The organism is Mycolicibacterium sp. XJ870, from assembly GCF_053483975.1.
Genome location: NZ_JBEFTI010000001.1, coordinates 2,077,471 through 2,094,869, shown reverse-complemented (window position 1 = coordinate 2,094,869; position 17,399 = coordinate 2,077,471). Strand labels below are relative to the sequence as shown.

Below are 17,399 nucleotides of genomic sequence, written 5' to 3'. Positions count from 1 at the left end.
GTCATGACCGACGAGCGAGGCAACACGCCCGGGTCGGATGAACCGCCGCCCCAGCCGCCCCAGCCGGCCCCGACGCCGCCGCCATACCCGTACGGGACATATCCCGGCGGTTATCCGCCCCCGTCGCCGTACGCGGGCTACCCTCCGCCACAGTCGGGTTACCCTCCGCAGCAGTCGGGCTATGCTCCGCAGCAGTTTCGCGCCGCGCGGGGACCCAGCAACGGCTTGGGCATCGCTGCGCTCGTCACAGCCATCATCGGCCTGCTGCTGGTGTGGTCGGTCATCGGCGGTCTGGTGCTCGGTGCGGCGGCAGTGATCCTCGGCTTCATCGCGCACGGCCGGTGCAAACGTGGCGAGGCGACGAACGCCGGAGTCGCCATCAGCGGAATCGTGCTGGGATCCCTGGCCGTATTGCTGTCGGTCGTCTTCATCGCCATCTGGGTCAGCCTCGGCGTGCGCTGGTTCAACGATATCGGCGGCCAGGATTACCTCAGCTGCATGCAGGAAGCCGGCGGCGACCAAGCCGCACAGCAGCAGTGCGAGGAGACCTTTCAGGACCGCCTCGAGGATGAATTCGGCGTCACGCCAACCCCGACACGCTAAGCGCCAGGGAAGTACTTGACGATGCCTTCCTGCACAACGGTGGCCAGTAACCCGCCCGATGTATCAAAGAAGTGCCCGGTCCCCAGCCCGCGTGACTCGGCGGCCACCGGCGATGTGGTCGAGTAGAGCACCCACTCATCGAACATGATCGTCCGGTGAAACCAGACTGAGTGATTCATCGTCACCGCAAAAATCCGGTCGAAACCCCAGGACAGTCCGTGCGTGGTGATGATCGAATCGAGCACCGTGGTGTCCGACGCGTACACGAGCGCTGCGGCATGCAGGACCGGATCGCCGGGCATTGGCCCTTCCGCCTTGAGCCACACCCGATTGTGGTCGAGCGTGCCGCCCTTGTCGCGCATCACCCACGCCGGGTCGTTGGTGTACCGCCATTCGATCGGTCGCAACGCCTCGACGAACAGCGGCACGGTTTTCTCATAGCCGCGCAGCAACTCGTCGATCTTGGGCAGCGTGTCCGGATGCGGCACATCCGGCGCCGCCACGCTGTGTTCCAGCCCGCGCCCGCCGTTCATATAGGAGATCATCACGGTGGTCAGCAGCTGGCCGTCCTGCATGACGTCCACCCGGCGGTTGGCGAACCGTCGTTCGTCGCGCAGTCGGACGACGTGGAACTCCAGATCCTTCTCCGGATCCCCACCGGCGACGAAATGCGCGGACAACGCACTGGGCTGCAGCTTGTGCTCGAGTGACCGGGCACCCGCGACGAAGGCCTGCGCGGTCATCTGGCCGCCGAAGGTGCGCACCGGGTTTTTGCTCGGATGCGCGCCGATGAACAGGTTGTCGTCGATGCGGTTGAGGTCGAGAACCGCCAGCAGCTCCTCGAAATCCGAGTGTGACACTGAGCTCCTTTTCGTGCGCGCTTGCCCAGCGCTTAGACGTCGTCCTCCCCGATGCGGTGCACATGGATCAGATTGGTGGATCCTACTGTGCCCGGAGGAGCGCCCGCGACGATGACCACCAGCTCGCCGCGCTTGTACCGGCCCAGGTCAAGCAGCGATTTGTCGACCTGCCGGATCATGTCGTCGGTGCTGCGCATCTGCGCCACGATGAACGTCTCGGTGCCCCACGTCAGCGCCAACTGACTGCGGACCTCGGGAAGCGCGGTGAACGCGAGCACCGGCAGCGGCGTGTGCAGGCGGGCCAGCCGGCGCACCGTGTCGCCGGACTGGGTGAATGCGACCAACGCCTTGGCGTCCAGCCGTTCCCCGATGTCACGGGCCGCGTAGGAGATCACGCCTCGCTTGGTGCGTGGCGTGTGCGTCAGCGGAGGAACCACCACCGAGTTCTCCTCGACCGCAACGATGATGCGGGCCATCGTCTTGACGACCTCCAACGGGTATTTGCCCACCGAGGTTTCGCCCGACAGCATCACCGCGTCGGCGCCGTCGAGCACGGCGTTGGCCACATCGGACGCCTCGGCCCTTGTGGGGCGCGAGTTCTCGATCATCGATTCCAGCATTTGGGTGGCGACGATGACGGGCTTGGCGTTCTCTCTGGCCATCTGGATGGCGCGCTTCTGCACCAGCGGCACTTCCTCCAGGGGCAGTTCGACGCCCAGGTCGCCGCGGGCGACCATCACCGCGTCGAACGCCAGCACGATCGCCTCGAGGTTCTCGACCGCCTCGGGCTTTTCCAGCTTGGCGATCACCGGAACACGGCGGCCGACTCGGTCCATCACCTCGTGGACGAGTTCGATGTCGGCGGGCGAGCGCACGAACGACAGCGCGATGAGGTCCACACCGAGCCGGAGCGCGAACTCCAGATCGTCGATGTCCTTCTCGGACATGGCCGGGACCGACACGTTCATGCCCGGCAGCGACAACCCCTTGTTGTTGCTGACCGGCCCGCCTTCGGTGACCTCGCACACCACGTCGTTGCCGTCGATCTCCTCGACCACCAGACCGACCTTGCCGTCGTCGACCAGTAATCGGTCCCCCGGCGCGGCGTCGGCCGCCAGTTGTTTGTAGGTGGTCGACACCCGGTCGTGAGTTCCCTCACAGTCCTCGACCGTGATGCGCACCGTTTCACCCGTGGCCCAGTAGGTCGGACCGTCCGCGAACCGTCCCAACCGGATCTTGGGACCTTGCAGGTCAGCGAGGATGCCGACGGCGTGGCCGGTGGTGTCTGAAGCTGCCCGTACCCGCTTGTAGGCGGCCTCGTGGTCGCTGTAGTCGCCATGGCTGAAGTTCAGCCGGGCCACATCCATCCCGGCCTCGACCAGCGCCCTGACGGTCTCATCAGTGCCGGTAGCGGGGCCAAGGGTACAAACGATCTTTCCGCGTCTGCTCACGTTGTCTGAGCATAGTCCGTAATCGATTCAGACGACGGCAAGCGGAAGGGCGCCGGGCCGCACCGGCGAGGGCAGATCCGACTCACCCATGAGGTAGCTGTCGACGGCGTGCGCGGCACTGCGGCCCTCCGCGATGGCCCAGACGACAAGTGAGGCGCCGCGGTGTGCGTCACCGCAGACGAACACGCCTGGCGCGTCGGTCTGCCAGTCCGATCCGCATCCCAACGCGCCACGGCGGTTGAGCGTCAGCCCCAGCTCATCGAGCAGCGCCATGTGCTCCACACCCTCGAAACCGATGGCCAGTAACGCCATGTCGCAGGGAATCTCCAGGGCGTTGCCGACCGGGGTGATCTGGCGACGTCCGTCGGCGTCGCGGGTGACCTGAACCTCGGCGATCTCCATCGCCCGCACGTGCCCTTTGTCGTCGCCGATGAAGCGTTGCACCGCCACCTCGTAGTGCCGTGCACCGCCTTCGGCGTGAGCCGGGGACGTGCGCAGCACCAGTGGCCAGGTCGGCCACGGGGACCGCTCGTCGTCGCGAACCTCGGGCGGTTCGGGGTTGTAGTCGAGTTGGGTTACCGAGGCCGCGCCTTGGCGGTGCGCGGTGCCCAGGCAGTCGGCGCCGGTGTCACCGCCGCCGATGATCACCACATGCCTGCCCACCGCGGACAGCGTCGACGGCCCGTCTCCCTCGCATTCGCGGTTGGCGGGCACCAGATGCTCCATAGCCAGGTGCACACCTTCCAGGTCGCGTCCCGGCACGTCGTTGTCACGGGCCCGCAGCGCACCGACCGCCAGCACAACGGCCTCGTGCCGGTTGCGTAGCTGCTCGACGCTCAGGTCGACCCCGACCTCGCACTCGGTGACGAACCGGGTGCCCTCCGCCCGCATCTGCGCCAACCGCTGGTTGAGCGTCGACTTCTCCAGCTTGAACTCCGGGATGCCGTAGCGCAGCAGCCCGCCCAGTCGGTCGTCGCGCTCATAGACGGTCACCTCGTGGCCGGCGCGGGTAAGTTGTTGCGCTGCAGCCAATCCTGCCGGACCTGACCCCACTACCGCGACGCTCTTGCCGGTCCGGATGGCGGCAGGTGCAGGCTCGACGGTGCCGTCCATCCAGGCCTGATCCGCAATTGTCTGCTCGATACGTTTGATCGTCACGCTGCCGCCGGTCTGCTCCTCGCCGATCGACAACACGCAGGCCGCCTCACACGGCGCCGGGCACAACCGCCCGGTGAACTCCGGGAAGTTGTTGGTGGCGTGCAGCCGATCACTGGCCGCGTCCCAACGCCCACGGCGCACCAGGTCATTCCACTCCGGGATCAGATTGCCCAGTGGGCATCCCGCACTGCCGGAGTGGCAGAACGGAATTCCGCAATCCATGCAGCGCCGCGCCTGCTGCGACACCTCGCCCGCCCGCTCGTGCGGGTCCTGGCGTTCATACACCTCGCGCCAGTCGCCCACCCGTTCGTCGACCGGCCGCTTGGCGGCCTCGACCTTGGGCACTCGCAGGAATCCGGTCGGATCAGCCACGGCTGGCCTCCATAATCGCTGTGTCGACGTCGCGGCCCTCACGCTTGGCCGTCAAGGTGGCCAGCAGGACACGTTGGTAGTCGGTGGGCATGACTTTCGTGAATTGTGCGCTGCGCCTTGGCCAATCGGACAATATTGAGGTGGCCACGGTGCTTCCGGTGTACTGGGCGTGCCTGGCGACCACATCGTGCAGCCACGCCAGATCCTCGGGCTCCAGGCGCTGCAGTTGCACCATTTCGGTGTTGACCCTCGCCGGGTTCAGACCGAGGACGAAGGCGATACCGCCCGACATGCCGGCGGCCATATTGCGTCCGGTCCTGCCCAAGATCACCACCCGGCCGCCCGTCATGTACTCGCACGCATGGTCTCCGACGCCTTCCACGACGGCCAGTGCGCCAGAGTTACGGGCGCAGAACCGCTCCCCGACCCGACCGCGCAGGAACACCTCGCCCGAGGTCGCGCCGTACAGCAGGGTGTTGCCCGCGATCACGTTGTCCTCGGGCAGGAACAGCACGTCGTCAGGTGGCCGCACGGTCACCCGGCCGCCGGAAAGTCCTTTGCCGACATAGTCGTTGGCGTCTCCGATCAACTCGAGGGTGATCCCTGGCGGCAGGAAGGCGCCGATCGACTGGCCTGCGGACCCGGTCAGGGCGACGTGGATGGTGTTGTCCGGCAGGCCGGCCGCGCCGTAGCGGCGGGTGACCTCGGAGCCGAGCAGGGTGCCGACGGTGCGGTTGACGTTTCGGATCGGCAGCTCCAGGCGCACCGGGTGGGCATCTTCCAGCGCGCCTTCGGCGAGCTGAATCAACGTGCGGTCCAGCGCCAGTTCGAGGCCGTGCTCCTGGCCACGCGACCGTCGCCGCTGGGTGAGCTCGCCGCCGTGTCCGTCGGTCGGCACCGCAAAAATCGGGCTGAGATCCAATCCGCGACTCTTCCAGTGCGCCACGCCCGGTGCGGTGTCTAGCACCTCGGCGTGCCCGACGGCCTCGTCGATACTGCGGAAGCCGAGCTCGGCCAGGTAGCGACGAATGTCCTCGGCGATGAACGTGAAGAAGCTCTCCACGAACTCCGGCTTGCCGTTGAACCGGGCGCGCAGTTCGGGATTCTGGGTGGCCACACCCACCGGGCAGGTATCGAGATGGCAGACGCGCATCATGATGCAACCGGAAACCACCAGCGGTGCGGTGGCGAAACCGAACTCCTCCGCACCCAGCAGTGCGGCCACGATGACGTCACGGGCGGTCCGCATGCCGCCGTCGCACTGCACGGTGATGCGGTCGCGTAATCCGTTGAGCACCAGTGTCTGCTGAGTGTCGGCCAGCCCGATCTCCCACGGTGCGCCGGCGTGCTTGAGGCTCGTGAGCGGTGCGGCGCCGGTGCCGCCGTCATAGCCGGAGATCAACACCACATCGGCATGCGCCTTGGAGACCCCCGCCGCCACCGTCCCCACGCCGACGCTGCTGACCAGTTTGACGTGGATGCGCGCGTCGGCGTTGGCGTTCTTCAGATCGTGGATCAGCTGAGCGAGATCCTCGATCGAGTAGATGTCGTGGTGCGGCGGAGGCGAAATGAGCCCGACACCCGGGGTGGAGTGCCGCGTCTTGGCGATGTTGGGGTACACCTTGTAGCCCGGTAGCTGGCCGCCTTCGCCGGGTTTGGCGCCCTGAGCCATCTTGATCTGGATGTCGGTGGCGTTGACCAGGTAATCGCTGGTGACACCGAACCGTCCCGAGGCGACCTGCTTGACGGCACTGCGCCGGCGCGGGTCATAGAGCCGATCGACATCTTCCCCACCCTCGCCGCTGTTGGACCGCCCGCCCAGGTTGTTCATGGCGATGGCCATCGTCTCGTGGGCTTCGGCGGAGATCGAGCCGTAACTCATGGCGCCGGTGTTGAATCGGGTGACGATCGCCTCGACGGGTTCGACCTCGTCCAGCGGCACCGGGGGACGCAGGCCCTTCTTGAACTCGAACAAGCCTCGCAACGCGCCGCCCTCGCGGGCCAACCGGTTCACCTCATCCGAGTACTCGGCGAAGATGTCTTGACGACCGGTACGGGTCGAATGCTGAAGCAGGAAAACGACTTCCGGGGTGAACAGGTGCAGCTCGCCTTCCCGGCGGAACGCATACTCGCCGCCCACCTCGAGCCTGCGGTGCACCCGTTCGGTCGGATTCTCCGGGTAGGCGCGACGGTGCCGCAGTTTGACCTCCTCGGCAAGCACATCCAGGCCCACGCCGCCGAGCTGGCTGGTGGTGCCGGTGAAATACTCGCTGACGACGTCGCGGTCCAGCCCGATTGCCTCGAAGACCTGGGCACCGGTGTAGGAAGCGACCGTGGAGATGCCCATCTTGCTCATCACCTTGACCACGCCCTTGCCGAGCGCCTTGACGTAATTGCGTACCGCAGTTGCAGATTCGATACCGGTGAGCTCGCCCTCCCGGATCAGGTCCTCGATCGTCTCGAAGGCCAGATACGGGTTGACCGCGGCGGCGCCGAATCCGATGAGCATCGCGATGTGATGTACCTCGCGGGCGTCGCCGCTCTCCACCACCAGCGCAACCTTGGTGCGTTCCTTGGTCCGCACCAGGTGGTGGTGCACCGCTGAGACCGCCAACAGCGACGGTATCGGCGCGCGCGTGTGATCAGAGTCGCGGTCCGAGATCACCAGTGTGCGGGCACCTTTGGTGATTGCCTCCGATGCCCTACCGCGCAGCTCGTCGAGCGCCTCGGCCAACCCCTCGCCACCGGCTTCGACCTCGTAGAGGGCGCGCAGGACCGCGGTGCGCAGGCCGGGATGCTCACCGTCGTCGTTGATGTGGACGATCTTGCCGAGTTCGTCGTTGTCGAGCACCGGCCAGCGCAGGACGATCTGACGACAGGATGCGGCCGTAGGTTCCAGGAGATTTACTTCGGGCCCCATCACCCGGGCCATCGAGGTGACCACCTCCTCGCGGATGGCGTCCAGGGGCGGGTTGGTCACCTGCGCGAACAGTTCGACGAAGTAGTCGTAGAGCAGCCGGGACCGCGACGAGAGCACCGCTGCGGGGGTGTCGGTACCCATCGAACCGAGCGGCTCGCCACCCGATGCCGCCATCGGAGTCAGCAGTATCCGCAGTTCTTCTTCGGTGTAGCCGAACGCGACCTGGCGCTGCACCACCGATTCGTGGTTCGGCTGGATCCGAGTGCGGTCCGGCAGAGTCTTGAGGTCGAGCAGCCCTGCATGCAGCCACTCCCCGTAGGGCTTGTCCGACGCCAACTGCTCCTTGAGTTCGTCATCGGTGATGATGCGGCCCGCCGCGGTGTCGATCAGCAACATCTTGCCGGGCTGCAACCGCCCCTTGGCGACGATCTCGCCCGACGGCACGTCGAGCACGCCGCTCTCGCTGGCCAGGATGATCCGGTCATCGACCGTGCGCCACCACCGGCCCGGCCGTAAACCGTTGCGGTCCAACACTGCTCCGACCACGGTGCCATCGGTGAAGGTGACGCAGGCCGGGCCGTCCCACGGTTCCATCAACGACGCGTGGAACTGCCAGAACGCCCGCTCGGCCGGATCCATCGTGGTGTTGTTCTCCCACGCCTCCGGGATCATCATCAACACCGCGTGCGGCAGGCTTCGGCCGCCGAGGTGGAGTAGTTCGAGCACTTCGTCGAATGACGCCGAGTCGGAGGACTCGGGGCTGCAGATCGGTGATATCCGGCTCAGGTCACCCGGAATTCGCGAGCTCGCCAGCATTGCCTCGCGAGCGTGCATGCGGTTGCGGTTCCCCCGGACGGTGTTGATCTCACCGTTGTGGGCGACGAACCGGAACGGATGCGCCAACGGCCAGGACGGGAACGTGTTGGTCGAGAACCGGCTGTGCACGATCGCGATGGCGCTCTGGCAGCGCTCATCACGAAGATCCGGAAAGTATTGGGGCAGTTGCATTGTCGTCAACATGCCCTTGTACACCATGGTCCGGCTGGACAGCGATGGGAAGTACACGTCGGATTTCTCTGCCCGCTTGCGCAACGGATAGATCCGGCATTCCAGATCGATACCGCTCGGCCGACCGTCTTCGGCTTCGGGCGCGGCGACGAACAACTGGGTCATGTAGGGCATACAACCCAGCGCAGTTATACCGATCCCGGCGCCATCCGGATCGACCGGCACCGCACGCCAGCCCAGCACCTCAAGGCCTTCCTCGGCTGCAATCGCCTCGATCCGGTCGCGGGCAGCGTCGCGCGCGATCGAGTCCCGGGGCATGAAACAGATGCCGGCGGCGAACGTGCTGGCGCCGTCGGCGGCCGGCTCCGGTAGGTCGAACTCGACCACCTCGCGTAGCAGTTCGACTGGCAGTTGAAGCAGGATCCCGGCACCGTCGCCGCTGTTGGGTTCGGCTCCCGCCGCCCCGCGATGTTCGAGATGTTCCAGCGCAATCAACGCGTCGGAGACGATGCTGTGAGAGCGGCGGCCCTGGATATCGGTGATCATGGCAACGCCGCAGGAGTCAGCCTCGTTGTCAGGGTCGTAGAGCCCCTGCACGCCTGGCAATGCCGAGAAGAGCACTGGATCGCACCTCCGCAGTCCGGAACATCCTGGTCCCGGGACTGCACCGGCCCGAATTTCTAGTGTATCAGCGCAGGTAGGCGACTACCCATCGACGAAAGTGGGCACCAGCGGGAACCCGGGAAGATTGCGCACGACGGTCCAGGCAACGCTGAGGACCACAATGGCCACCACGGCCGACACGGGAAACAGTCGCCTGCCCAGCCGCCACCGCAGAACGATCCACGCAGCCAGCAGCGGCAGCCCGACCAGTACAAACACGTTGTCGACAACTGCGGCGCCGATGTCACCGTGCAGCAGATCGTGCGTCATCCGCAGGCCGCCGCAGGCCGGACAGTTCCATCCGGTGATCGCCTTGAACGGGCACAGCGGGACCAGGAAGCCGGGCCGATGCGGATCGGCCATGCCGATGTAGGCGAGTCCGCCGGCGAGCACCGCGCCGGTTCCCAGTGCGCTGTAACGCACCGTCCGGCTCCGCAGGCCGGTGCTAGGTTCCATCGCGCAGCGGACGTCCCTGCGGGTCGCGAACCCTGCCGCTGAGAATGAGAATCGCGTCGATGAGGCCCCAGATGAAGGCACCGACCCCGAAGGTGACGAGCCCGACGAGCAGCTGGACGACGCCAAATGCGACCTGGCCCAGATAGATGCGCCCGAACCCGACGAAACCGACCAACCCGATCAGCTGAAGCACGCCGGCGATGACCTTGGACTTGCCCGAGTACGGCTCGCCGGTCACCGGGTGGCGCCCGTACGGGGCCGACACGTCGGCGTATGCCGGCGGAGGGCCGGGCGGCGGCGGATAACCCGCAGGTGGAGGAAAGGGAGGCCGCGACGCACTGTCTGCGGTGCCACCGGACTGCGTTGGATCAGTCATCTTCCCAGCATGCCAGAGCGCGTGAGGTCAGCGGTTGCGGCGCAGTAACCTACGCAGGCGCCCGCGGACCGGCTGCTGCTGTGCGGGCTGTTCGACGACCGTGGTGGCTTCCGGCTCTTCGGCGGCAGTTTCACCATCGTCTGCGGTATCTGAGCTGTCCTCAGGCTGATCTTCGGACTCAGTTGGTTCGGTCACCTCATCCCCAGCTGTCGGCTCGGGCTCCTGCGCAGGCTGCTCTTCCGACTCGACTGCCTCAGGGGCCTCAGCCTCATCAGCCGCCTCCGGCTCGGCCTCCACCTCTGCGTCTCCGGATTCATCAGTGTCTCCGGATTCATCAGTGTCTCCGGATTCATCAGTGTCGGAATCGACCTCGGCTTCGGCCTCTGCCTCCGGCTGCTCTTCCGACTCGACTGCTTCGGGGACCTCAGCCTCATCAGCCACCTCGGGCTCGGGCTCTGCATCACCGGACTCAACAGACTCAGGCTCGACCTCAAGATCGGCCGCTGATTCCTCGGCTTCAGCCTCAGTCGTACGCGCGCCATCCTCGGCCGCTACCTCGGGCAGATTTTCCGACTCCACCGCTTCGGGGACCTCAGCCTCCTCCGCCGGCTCGGGCTCGGGCTCGGGCGCGGGCGCGACGTCACCGGACTCAACAGACTCAGGTTCGACCTCAAGATCGGCCGCTGATTCCTCGGCTTCAGCCTCAGTCGTCCGCGCGCCATCCTCGGCCGCTACCTCGGGCAGACCTTCCGACTCCACCGCTTCGGGGACCTCAGCCTCCTCCGCCGGCTCGGGCTCGGGCTCGGGCTCGGGCGCGACGTCACCGGACTCAACAGACTCAGGTTCGACCTCAAGATCGGCCGCTGATTCCTCGGCTTCAGCCTCAGTCGTCCGCGCGTCGTCGTCAGCACTTACGGGCTCAGTCTCGACCGGTTCCGGCTCCTGTGGGGCAGTCTCCCCGTCAGCTGGCGCCTGCGGCTCCGGCTCAACCTCGGCGTCAACCGGCTCAGCAGAGTCAGCTGCGGCCTCGAGATCGGCAGCCAGCTCCTCGACCTCGGCCGCGGTCGTAACCGCCTCAGCCTCAGGCTCGACCTCAAGATCGGACGCCAACTCCTCGGCCTCTGCCTCTGCCTCGGCCTCTGCCTCGACAGTCGCATCGACCGATTCGGGCTCCACCTCGGCCTCGGCGACGGCGTCTTCCTTGTCTTCCGCCGCTTCATCAACCGCGGCGTCGGATTCCTCGTCCTCGCCGTCAGCGGCATCCGGGGCTATGGCCTTCAGTTCAATGGCGGCCGCCGCGTCAGCACTCTCATCGGAGGCAACCTCGTCCACGTGCATGTGATCGGCGTCAGTGCCGTCGACGGCCTCAGCGTCTTCGGCTTCCGACTCGCCCGCAACCTTGGCTGCCGCGACAACCCCGGTCGTCGCCGCGGCGGTGACAAATTCTTTGCCGACCTCGTCGACCGGCGACTCCTCGTCGGTGTCCTCGTCACGCGGCTTGCCGGCCAACGTGGCCGGATCCTCGCGGCCCTTCGGCGCGAGCATGACGTAAACGACGGCGCCGATGAATACGAATGTCGAGGTGAAGGTGTTGACGCGGATGCCGGCGAACTCCGTGGCGAGGTCGCTGCGCATCAACTCGATCCAGAACCGGCCGGCGCAGTAACCCGCCACATACAGCGCGAACAGTCGGCCGTGGCCCAGCTTGAACTTGCGGTCCGCCCAGATCAACAAGCCGAAAATGAGGACGTTCCACAACAGTTCGTAGAGGAACGTGGGATGCACGACCGCCTCCACCTGACCGGTGGACACGCCGTTGAGCACGTCTTCCTGTCCGGCGGCGTTCACGCGTTGGTAGATCTCGAGGCCCCAGGGAAGCGTCGTCTCGCGGCCGTACAACTCTTGGTTGAAGTAGTTGCCCAACCGGCCGATCGCTTGAGCCAGGATGATGCCCGGCGCGATCGCATCACCGAAGGCGGGCAACGGGATTCCGCGTAGGCGGCAGGCGATCCATGCACCCACCGCACCAAGGGCGACCGCACCCCAAATGCCCAGGCCGCCTTCCCACACCTGGAAGGCCGCGCCCAGACCTTTGCCGCCCGGACCGAAATAGGTGCTCCAGTCGGTCAGCACGTGATAGAGCCGGCCGCCGATCAAGCCGAACGGCACTGCCCACAGCGCAATGTCGTAGATGACGCCGGGTTCCCCGCCACGCGCCTGCCAACGGCGGTCACCGATGATCAGTGCCGCGACGATGCCGACGATGATGCACAGCGCGTACGCCCGGAGCGGTACCGGCCCCAAATGCCAGACGCCTTGTGCGGGACTGGGCAAGTATGCGAGCACGGTTGTGGTCAAGCCGAAATCCTTTGCCTAACACCGCTGGCCAGTTCCTCGGTGAGGCTGCGCACCGAGTCGAGTCCGTCCTGCAGGGCCGAGACGAGGGCCGAGCCGACGATGACACCGTTTGCGTACGAACCGATCTGGGCGGCCTGCGCCCCGGAGCGCACCCCCAGTCCGACGCCGACGGGAATGTCCGATATTTCTCTGACCCGGCGCACCAACTCCGGCGCAGCCGAGGAGACCGCGTCGCGTGCACCAGTCACACCCATGGTCGAAGCCGCGTAGACGAAACCACGAGACGCCCGCACCGTGGCCGTCAGTCGTTCCGGGGTGGACGACGGCGCCACCAGGAAGATGCGGTCCAACTGATGGGCATCGGAGGCCGCCAGCCAATCGTCGGCTTCCTCGGGAATGAGGTCCGGGGTGATCAAGCCGTACCCGCCTGCCGAGGCCAGGTCCCGCGCGAAGGCATCAACCCCCTTGCGCAGCACCGGATTCCAGTAAGTCATCACGACTGCGCGCCCGCCGGCGTTGCTGATGGCCTCCACTGCGGCCAGCGTGTCGCGTACCCTGACACCGCCTGCCAGCGCGGCTTCGGCGGCTGCGGCGATAGTCGGCCCATCCATCCCAGGATCCGAGTAGGGCACACCGACTTCCACCAGGTCGCAACCTGATTCGACCATCGCGGTCATCGCCGCGATCGACGTCGGCACATCGGGGAACCCGGTCGGCAGGTAACCGATCAACGCCGCGCGACCCTCCGCGCGGCAAGTGTCGAACATCTCGGCCAGCCGGCTCATCAGGCGTCCCCCTCATCGAGCAGGCCGAACCACTTGGCCGCCGTCTCGACATCCTTGTCACCGCGCCCGGACAAGTTCACCACGATGATCGACCCGGGGCCCAGTTCCGCGCCGAGCTTGAGCGCACCGCCCAGCGCATGCGCCGACTCGATTGCCGGGATGATTCCCTCGGTGCGACACAGGAGCGCGAACGCGTCCATCGCTTCGGTGTCTGTGACCGGTCGGTACTCGGCCCGGCCGAGGTCTTTGAGGTATGCGTGCTCAGGCCCGACCCCGGGATAGTCGAGGCCGGCCGAGATCGAATGCGACTCGATGGTCTGGCCGTCCTCATCCTGCAGCAGATAGGAGAACGAACCCTGGAACGCACCTGGTGAGCCGCCGGTGAACGTCGCCGCATGCCGACCGGTTTCGACGCCGTCGCCGGCCGCCTCGTAGCCGACCAGTCGGACACCCGGATCGTCGATGAAGGCGTGGAAGATGCCGATCGCGTTGGACCCACCACCGACACATGCGGTGACCGCGTCCGGCAGCCGACCAGCCTGCTCCTGGATCTGCACGCGTGCCTCCAGCCCGATGATCCGCTGAAAGTCACGCACCATGAGCGGGAACGGATGTGGCCCCGCCGCGGTGCCGAAGCAGTAGTACGTCTCGTCGGCGTTGGTCACCCAGTCCCGGAAGGCTTCGTTGATCGCGTCCTTGAGGGTCTTCGAACCGGCCTGCACCGAGACCACCGTCGCGCCGAGCAGTCGCATTCTGGCGACGTTGAGCGCCTGCCGGGCGGTGTCGACGGCGCCCATGTAGACCACACAGTCCAAGCCCAGCAGCGCACAAGCAGTCGCGGTGGCCACGCCGTGCTGCCCGGCTCCGGTCTCGGCGATGACCCGGGTCTTGCCCATCTGCTTGGCCAGCAGTGCCTGACCGAGGACATTGTTGATCTTGTGGGAACCGGTGTGGTTCAGGTCTTCCCGCTTGAGGAAGATCCGCGCACCACCGGCGTGCTCGGACAACCGGGCCGCCTCGTACAGGGGCGACGGGCGTCCGCTGTAGTGGCGTTGCAGTCGATCGAGTTCTTCGAGGAAAGTCTGGTCTCCGCGCGACTTCTCGTAGGCCGCGGTGACCTCCTCGATCACCGCCATCAGAGCCTCCGGCACCAGGCGCCCGCCGTAGGAACCGAAATGCCCGCGCGCGTCGGGATCATGGACAGTGCGTTCGGCGACGCCTGCGCTGGAGCGCGGCAGTTCGGGGCCGGCGAGATCCGCCATCAGTTTGTCTCTTCGTCCAAGCGGCTCATTGCCGATTCAGCGGGCCGGTTTCGGGCAGGACGGATGTGTGCCGGCGGTGACCAGATCGGCAACCGCGCTGCGAGGATCGCCACTGGTCACCAGGCCCTCACCGACGAGGACCGCGTCTGCGCCCGCGCCTGCGTACGCCAACAGATCCGCGGTACCGCGGACACCGGACTCCGCCACCCGGATGACATTGCTCGGCAGACCGGGAGCGATCCGGCTGAAGCAGTTGCGATCGACCTCAAGCGTCTTGAGATCCCGTGCATTGACTCCGATGACGGTGGCGCCGGCCTGCAAAGCCCGGTCGGCCTCCTCTTCGGTGTGCACCTCGACGAGCGCAGTCATGCCCAGAGATTCGGTGCGCTCCAGCAGCGACTCCAGAACCGACTGTTCCAGCGCCGCGACAATCAGCAGCAACATATCCGCACCGTGGGCGCGCGCCTCGTGGATCTGGTAGGGCTTGACGATAAAGTCTTTGCGCAGCACGGGTATTGACACTGCTGCCCGTACCGCGTCGAGGTCATCGAGGGAACCGTTGAACCGCCGCTGCTCGGTGAGCACGCTGATCACCCTCGCGCCGCCGTTCTGGTATGCCTGCGCCAGCTGGGCCGGGTTGGTGATGTTGGCGAGTTCGCCGCGTGACGGGCTGGCCCGCTTCACCTCGGCGATGACTCCGATGCCCGGCTCCCGCAATGCGGCCATCACGTTGAGCGGAGGTGCTGCGTTTTGGGCCCGCTCCTTGATCTCGGCAAGGCTTACGACGGCCTCGCGGGCGGCAACGTCGGCGCGGACTCCTTCGATAATGGAGTCGAGCACTGTGGCCGAACTCATCGCCCGTCGATTCCTTTCCGGTGTGCCCGGGCCGATCCCGGTTGACCTCCCTGGAAGGGTAACCGCCGTCGCACCTCCATCTGTCACCGACCCTTGTTGTCCGGATCGGTCCGGTCGCCGGTCGGATCCTGTCCTTCGTCCAGCGCATCCCAGATCATTCGCTCCGACATGGATTCGCCGGCGTCGTTGTGTTTTGCGGCTGCCCGGCGGGCCGCCGGCGCGGCATAGCGCGTCGCAACGCTCCGCCGCGCCCCGCTTGCCGACCGCATCAGCAACACGGCGCCGACCAGCGCGCACACCGCGGCGACCAGGGTGACCACCGCACCGGCATAAGACCGCTGGGTGCCGGTCAACTGAGCCACCGGCACCAGCGCAAGGTCAGCGGCCCGGGGGGCGACGTCCTTGATCACCCACAGGCTGATCGCCAGGTACCCCATTCCCGCGCTGGACGCTGCTACCAGCATTGCCAGCAACCGCAGCGGCCAACCGCGTACCGCCAGGGCCGCCACCGCGGCCGCCAGCACGAGCAACGCAAGCGGGATCAACGCCGTCGACCATGAAGCACCCGTCAACGCGGTGCTCTTCGGCTGGCCGAGCCCGTCGAACGAGCTCACCTGTACCCACGTCATCCGGGACGCCACCCACAGCGCCACCGCCGCGGCGACGAGCAGTGCCTGCGCCGCCCGCATCACGGTTCGGCCAGGGTGTCGGCAGCGGCGATCGCGTTGAGCACTGCTTTCGCTTTGTTGGACGCCTCGGTGTACTCGTAGGGCCCGTTGGAATCGGCCACGACACCCCCGCCCGACTGCACGTAGGCGGTGCCGTTGCGCATCAGCGCGGTGCGGATCGCGATGGCGAAATCGGCGTTACCCGCGAAGTCGAGATAGCCGAGCACCCCTCCGTACAGCCCGCGGCGGGTCTTCTCGACCTCTTCGATGAGCTCCATGGCGCGCACCTTCGGCGCGCCCGACAGCGTCCCGGCCGGGAAGCATGCCGTCACCGCGTCCAGCGCCGTCTTTCCGTCGGCCAGTTCGCCGATCACGGTCGACACCAGGTGCATGACGTGGCTGTAGCGCTCGATGTGGCTGTAGTCCTCCACCCGCACCGAACCGGGACGGCATACCCGGCCCAGGTCGTTGCGGCCGAGGTCGACGAGCATCAGGTGCTCTGCGCGTTCCTTTTCGTCTGCCAGCAGTTCCTTCTCGAGCAGGACATCTTCTTCGTCGGTCGCGCCACGCCACCGCGTCCCGGCGATCGGATGCGTCGTGGCGCGGCCGTCCTTGACCGTGACGAGGGCTTCCGGGCTTGATCCGACGACCGAGAAGTCCAGTCCGCCTTCGGCATCGGGCACGTTCAGCAGGTACATGTACGGGCTGGGATTGGTGACCCGAAGCATGCGGTAGACATCGATCGGATCGGCGTCGGTGTCCATCTCGAACCGCTGTGACGGCACGACTTGGAACGCTTCCCCGGCCTCGATATCGCCGACCAGCTTGTCCACGATCGCGGTGTACTCCTCGACCGTGCGCTGCGCGCGGTGCAGCGGCTCGGGTCTGCTGAAGGTCGCCACCGTGGAGCCCAGCGGCTGCGCGAGCGCCTTGGTCATCACATCGAGGCGTCGCACCGCATCGTCGTAGGCCCAGTCCACGCGCTCGTCGGTGCCGTTCCAGTTGACCGCATTGGCGATCAGCGTGATCGTGCCCTCGTGGTGGTCGACCGCGGCGATATCGGTTGCCAACAGCAGCAGCATGTCGGGCAGTCCCAGATCGTCGACCGCGAGTTCCGGAAGCCGTTCCAACCGCCGCACCATGTCGTAGGCGAAGAATCCGACGAGTCCCGACGACAGCGGCGGCAGGCCTGCCATCGCCTCGGTCTGCAGCAACTCCAGCGTCTCCCGCAACGCCTCCAGCGGATCGCCCCCGCTGGGCGCGCCCTGGGGCGCCGTGCCCAGCCACACCGCCTGGTTGTCGCGGATCGTCAGCGCGGATGGCGCTCCGGCCCCGATGAACGACCAGCGCGACCATGAACGGCCGTTCTCGGCCGATTCGAGCAGGAACGTCCCGGGACGGTTGGCCGCCAGCTTGCGGTAGGCGGACAACGGCGTCTCGCTGTCGGCGAGCACCTTGCGCGTCACCGGCACCACGCGGTGCTCTGCGGCCAGCGCCCGGAAGTCCTCGCGCGATGTGGTGAAGGCGAGGTTGGCAGTGGTTTGCACGTGTCAATCCTCCCAGACCGCCCGCACGAAGCCCGAATCCAGACGGCGTAGCGTGGC

General features: G+C 66.6%; 13 protein-coding genes. 1 reads left to right on the top strand and 12 read right to left on the bottom strand.

Translation table 11 applies throughout. The annotated features are described in order from the left end of the window. Window positions 1–3 precede the first annotated feature (3 nt). Window positions 4–603 carry a DUF4190 domain-containing protein gene (locus ABQF30_RS10290; protein WP_448462936.1) on the top strand — a complete coding sequence of 200 codons (600 nt, stop codon included), beginning with the start codon at window positions 4–6 and terminating at the stop codon, window positions 601–603. On the opposite strand, the gene ABQF30_RS10285 is transcribed toward ABQF30_RS10290, so the two are convergent. The 12 genes from ABQF30_RS10285 to ABQF30_RS10230 form a co-directional block, all read right to left on the bottom strand. Then, window positions 600–1,463 carry an acyl-CoA thioesterase II gene (locus ABQF30_RS10285; RefSeq protein ID WP_448462934.1) on the bottom strand — a complete coding sequence of 288 codons (864 nt, stop codon included), beginning with the start codon at window positions 1,461–1,463 and terminating at the stop codon, window positions 600–602. The two genes, ABQF30_RS10290 and ABQF30_RS10285, sit on opposite strands and share 4 nt — an antisense overlap. A gap of 32 nt (window positions 1,464–1,495) precedes the next feature. Further along, on the bottom strand, window positions 1,496–2,914 hold the full coding sequence (gene pyk, locus ABQF30_RS10280) for a pyruvate kinase (RefSeq protein ID WP_448462932.1): 1,419 nt from the start codon (window positions 2,912–2,914) through the stop codon (window positions 1,496–1,498). Window positions 2,915–2,941: 27 nt separating this feature from the next. Further along, entirely contained in the window at window positions 2,942–4,444 is a 1,503-nt protein-coding gene (locus ABQF30_RS10275) for a glutamate synthase subunit beta (RefSeq protein WP_448462930.1), read from the bottom strand. Next, entirely contained in the window at window positions 4,437–8,993 is a 4,557-nt protein-coding gene (gltB, locus tag ABQF30_RS10270; RefSeq protein ID WP_448462928.1) for a glutamate synthase large subunit, read from the bottom strand. The genes ABQF30_RS10275 and gltB overlap by 8 nt, the downstream gene beginning before the upstream one ends. Before the next feature lie 84 nt (window positions 8,994–9,077). Further along, window positions 9,078–9,491, bottom strand: a complete 414-nt coding sequence (locus tag ABQF30_RS10265) for a DUF2752 domain-containing protein (protein ID WP_448462926.1) — start codon at window positions 9,489–9,491, stop codon at window positions 9,078–9,080. Continuing rightward, a complete protein-coding gene (locus tag ABQF30_RS10260) occupies window positions 9,481–9,867 on the bottom strand; it encodes a TM2 domain-containing protein (protein WP_448462924.1) in 387 nt (128 codons plus the stop codon). Before ABQF30_RS10260 ends, ABQF30_RS10265 begins: the two co-directional genes overlap by 11 nt. Window positions 9,868–9,894: 27 nt before the next feature. Next, on the bottom strand, window positions 9,895–12,225 hold the full coding sequence (lgt, locus tag ABQF30_RS10255; RefSeq protein ID WP_448462923.1) for a prolipoprotein diacylglyceryl transferase: 2,331 nt from the start codon (window positions 12,223–12,225) through the stop codon (window positions 9,895–9,897). Then, window positions 12,222–13,010 carry a tryptophan synthase subunit alpha gene (gene trpA / locus ABQF30_RS10250; RefSeq protein ID WP_448462922.1) on the bottom strand — a complete coding sequence of 263 codons (789 nt, stop codon included), beginning with the start codon at window positions 13,008–13,010 and terminating at the stop codon, window positions 12,222–12,224. The genes lgt and trpA overlap by 4 nt, the downstream gene beginning before the upstream one ends. Beyond that, the gene (gene trpB, locus ABQF30_RS10245) at window positions 13,010–14,272 is read right to left on the bottom strand and encodes a tryptophan synthase subunit beta (RefSeq protein WP_448462920.1); all 1,263 of its coding nucleotides are present in this window, start codon (window positions 14,270–14,272) and stop codon (window positions 13,010–13,012) included. Before trpB ends, trpA begins: the two co-directional genes overlap by 1 nt. A 36-nt stretch (window positions 14,273–14,308) precedes the next feature. Continuing rightward, window positions 14,309–15,127 carry an indole-3-glycerol phosphate synthase TrpC gene (gene trpC / locus ABQF30_RS10240; protein WP_448462918.1) on the bottom strand — a complete coding sequence of 273 codons (819 nt, stop codon included), beginning with the start codon at window positions 15,125–15,127 and terminating at the stop codon, window positions 14,309–14,311. Window positions 15,128–15,210: 83 nt separating this feature from the next. Beyond that, a complete protein-coding gene (locus ABQF30_RS10235; protein WP_448462916.1) occupies window positions 15,211–15,819 on the bottom strand; it encodes a TIGR02234 family membrane protein in 609 nt (202 codons plus the stop codon). Further along, window positions 15,816–17,342: an anthranilate synthase component I gene (locus ABQF30_RS10230; RefSeq protein ID WP_448462914.1), complete on the bottom strand. Its 1,527-nt coding sequence runs from the start codon at window positions 17,340–17,342 to the stop codon at window positions 15,816–15,818. The genes ABQF30_RS10235 and ABQF30_RS10230 overlap by 4 nt, the downstream gene beginning before the upstream one ends. Window positions 17,343–17,399 lie beyond the last annotated feature (57 nt).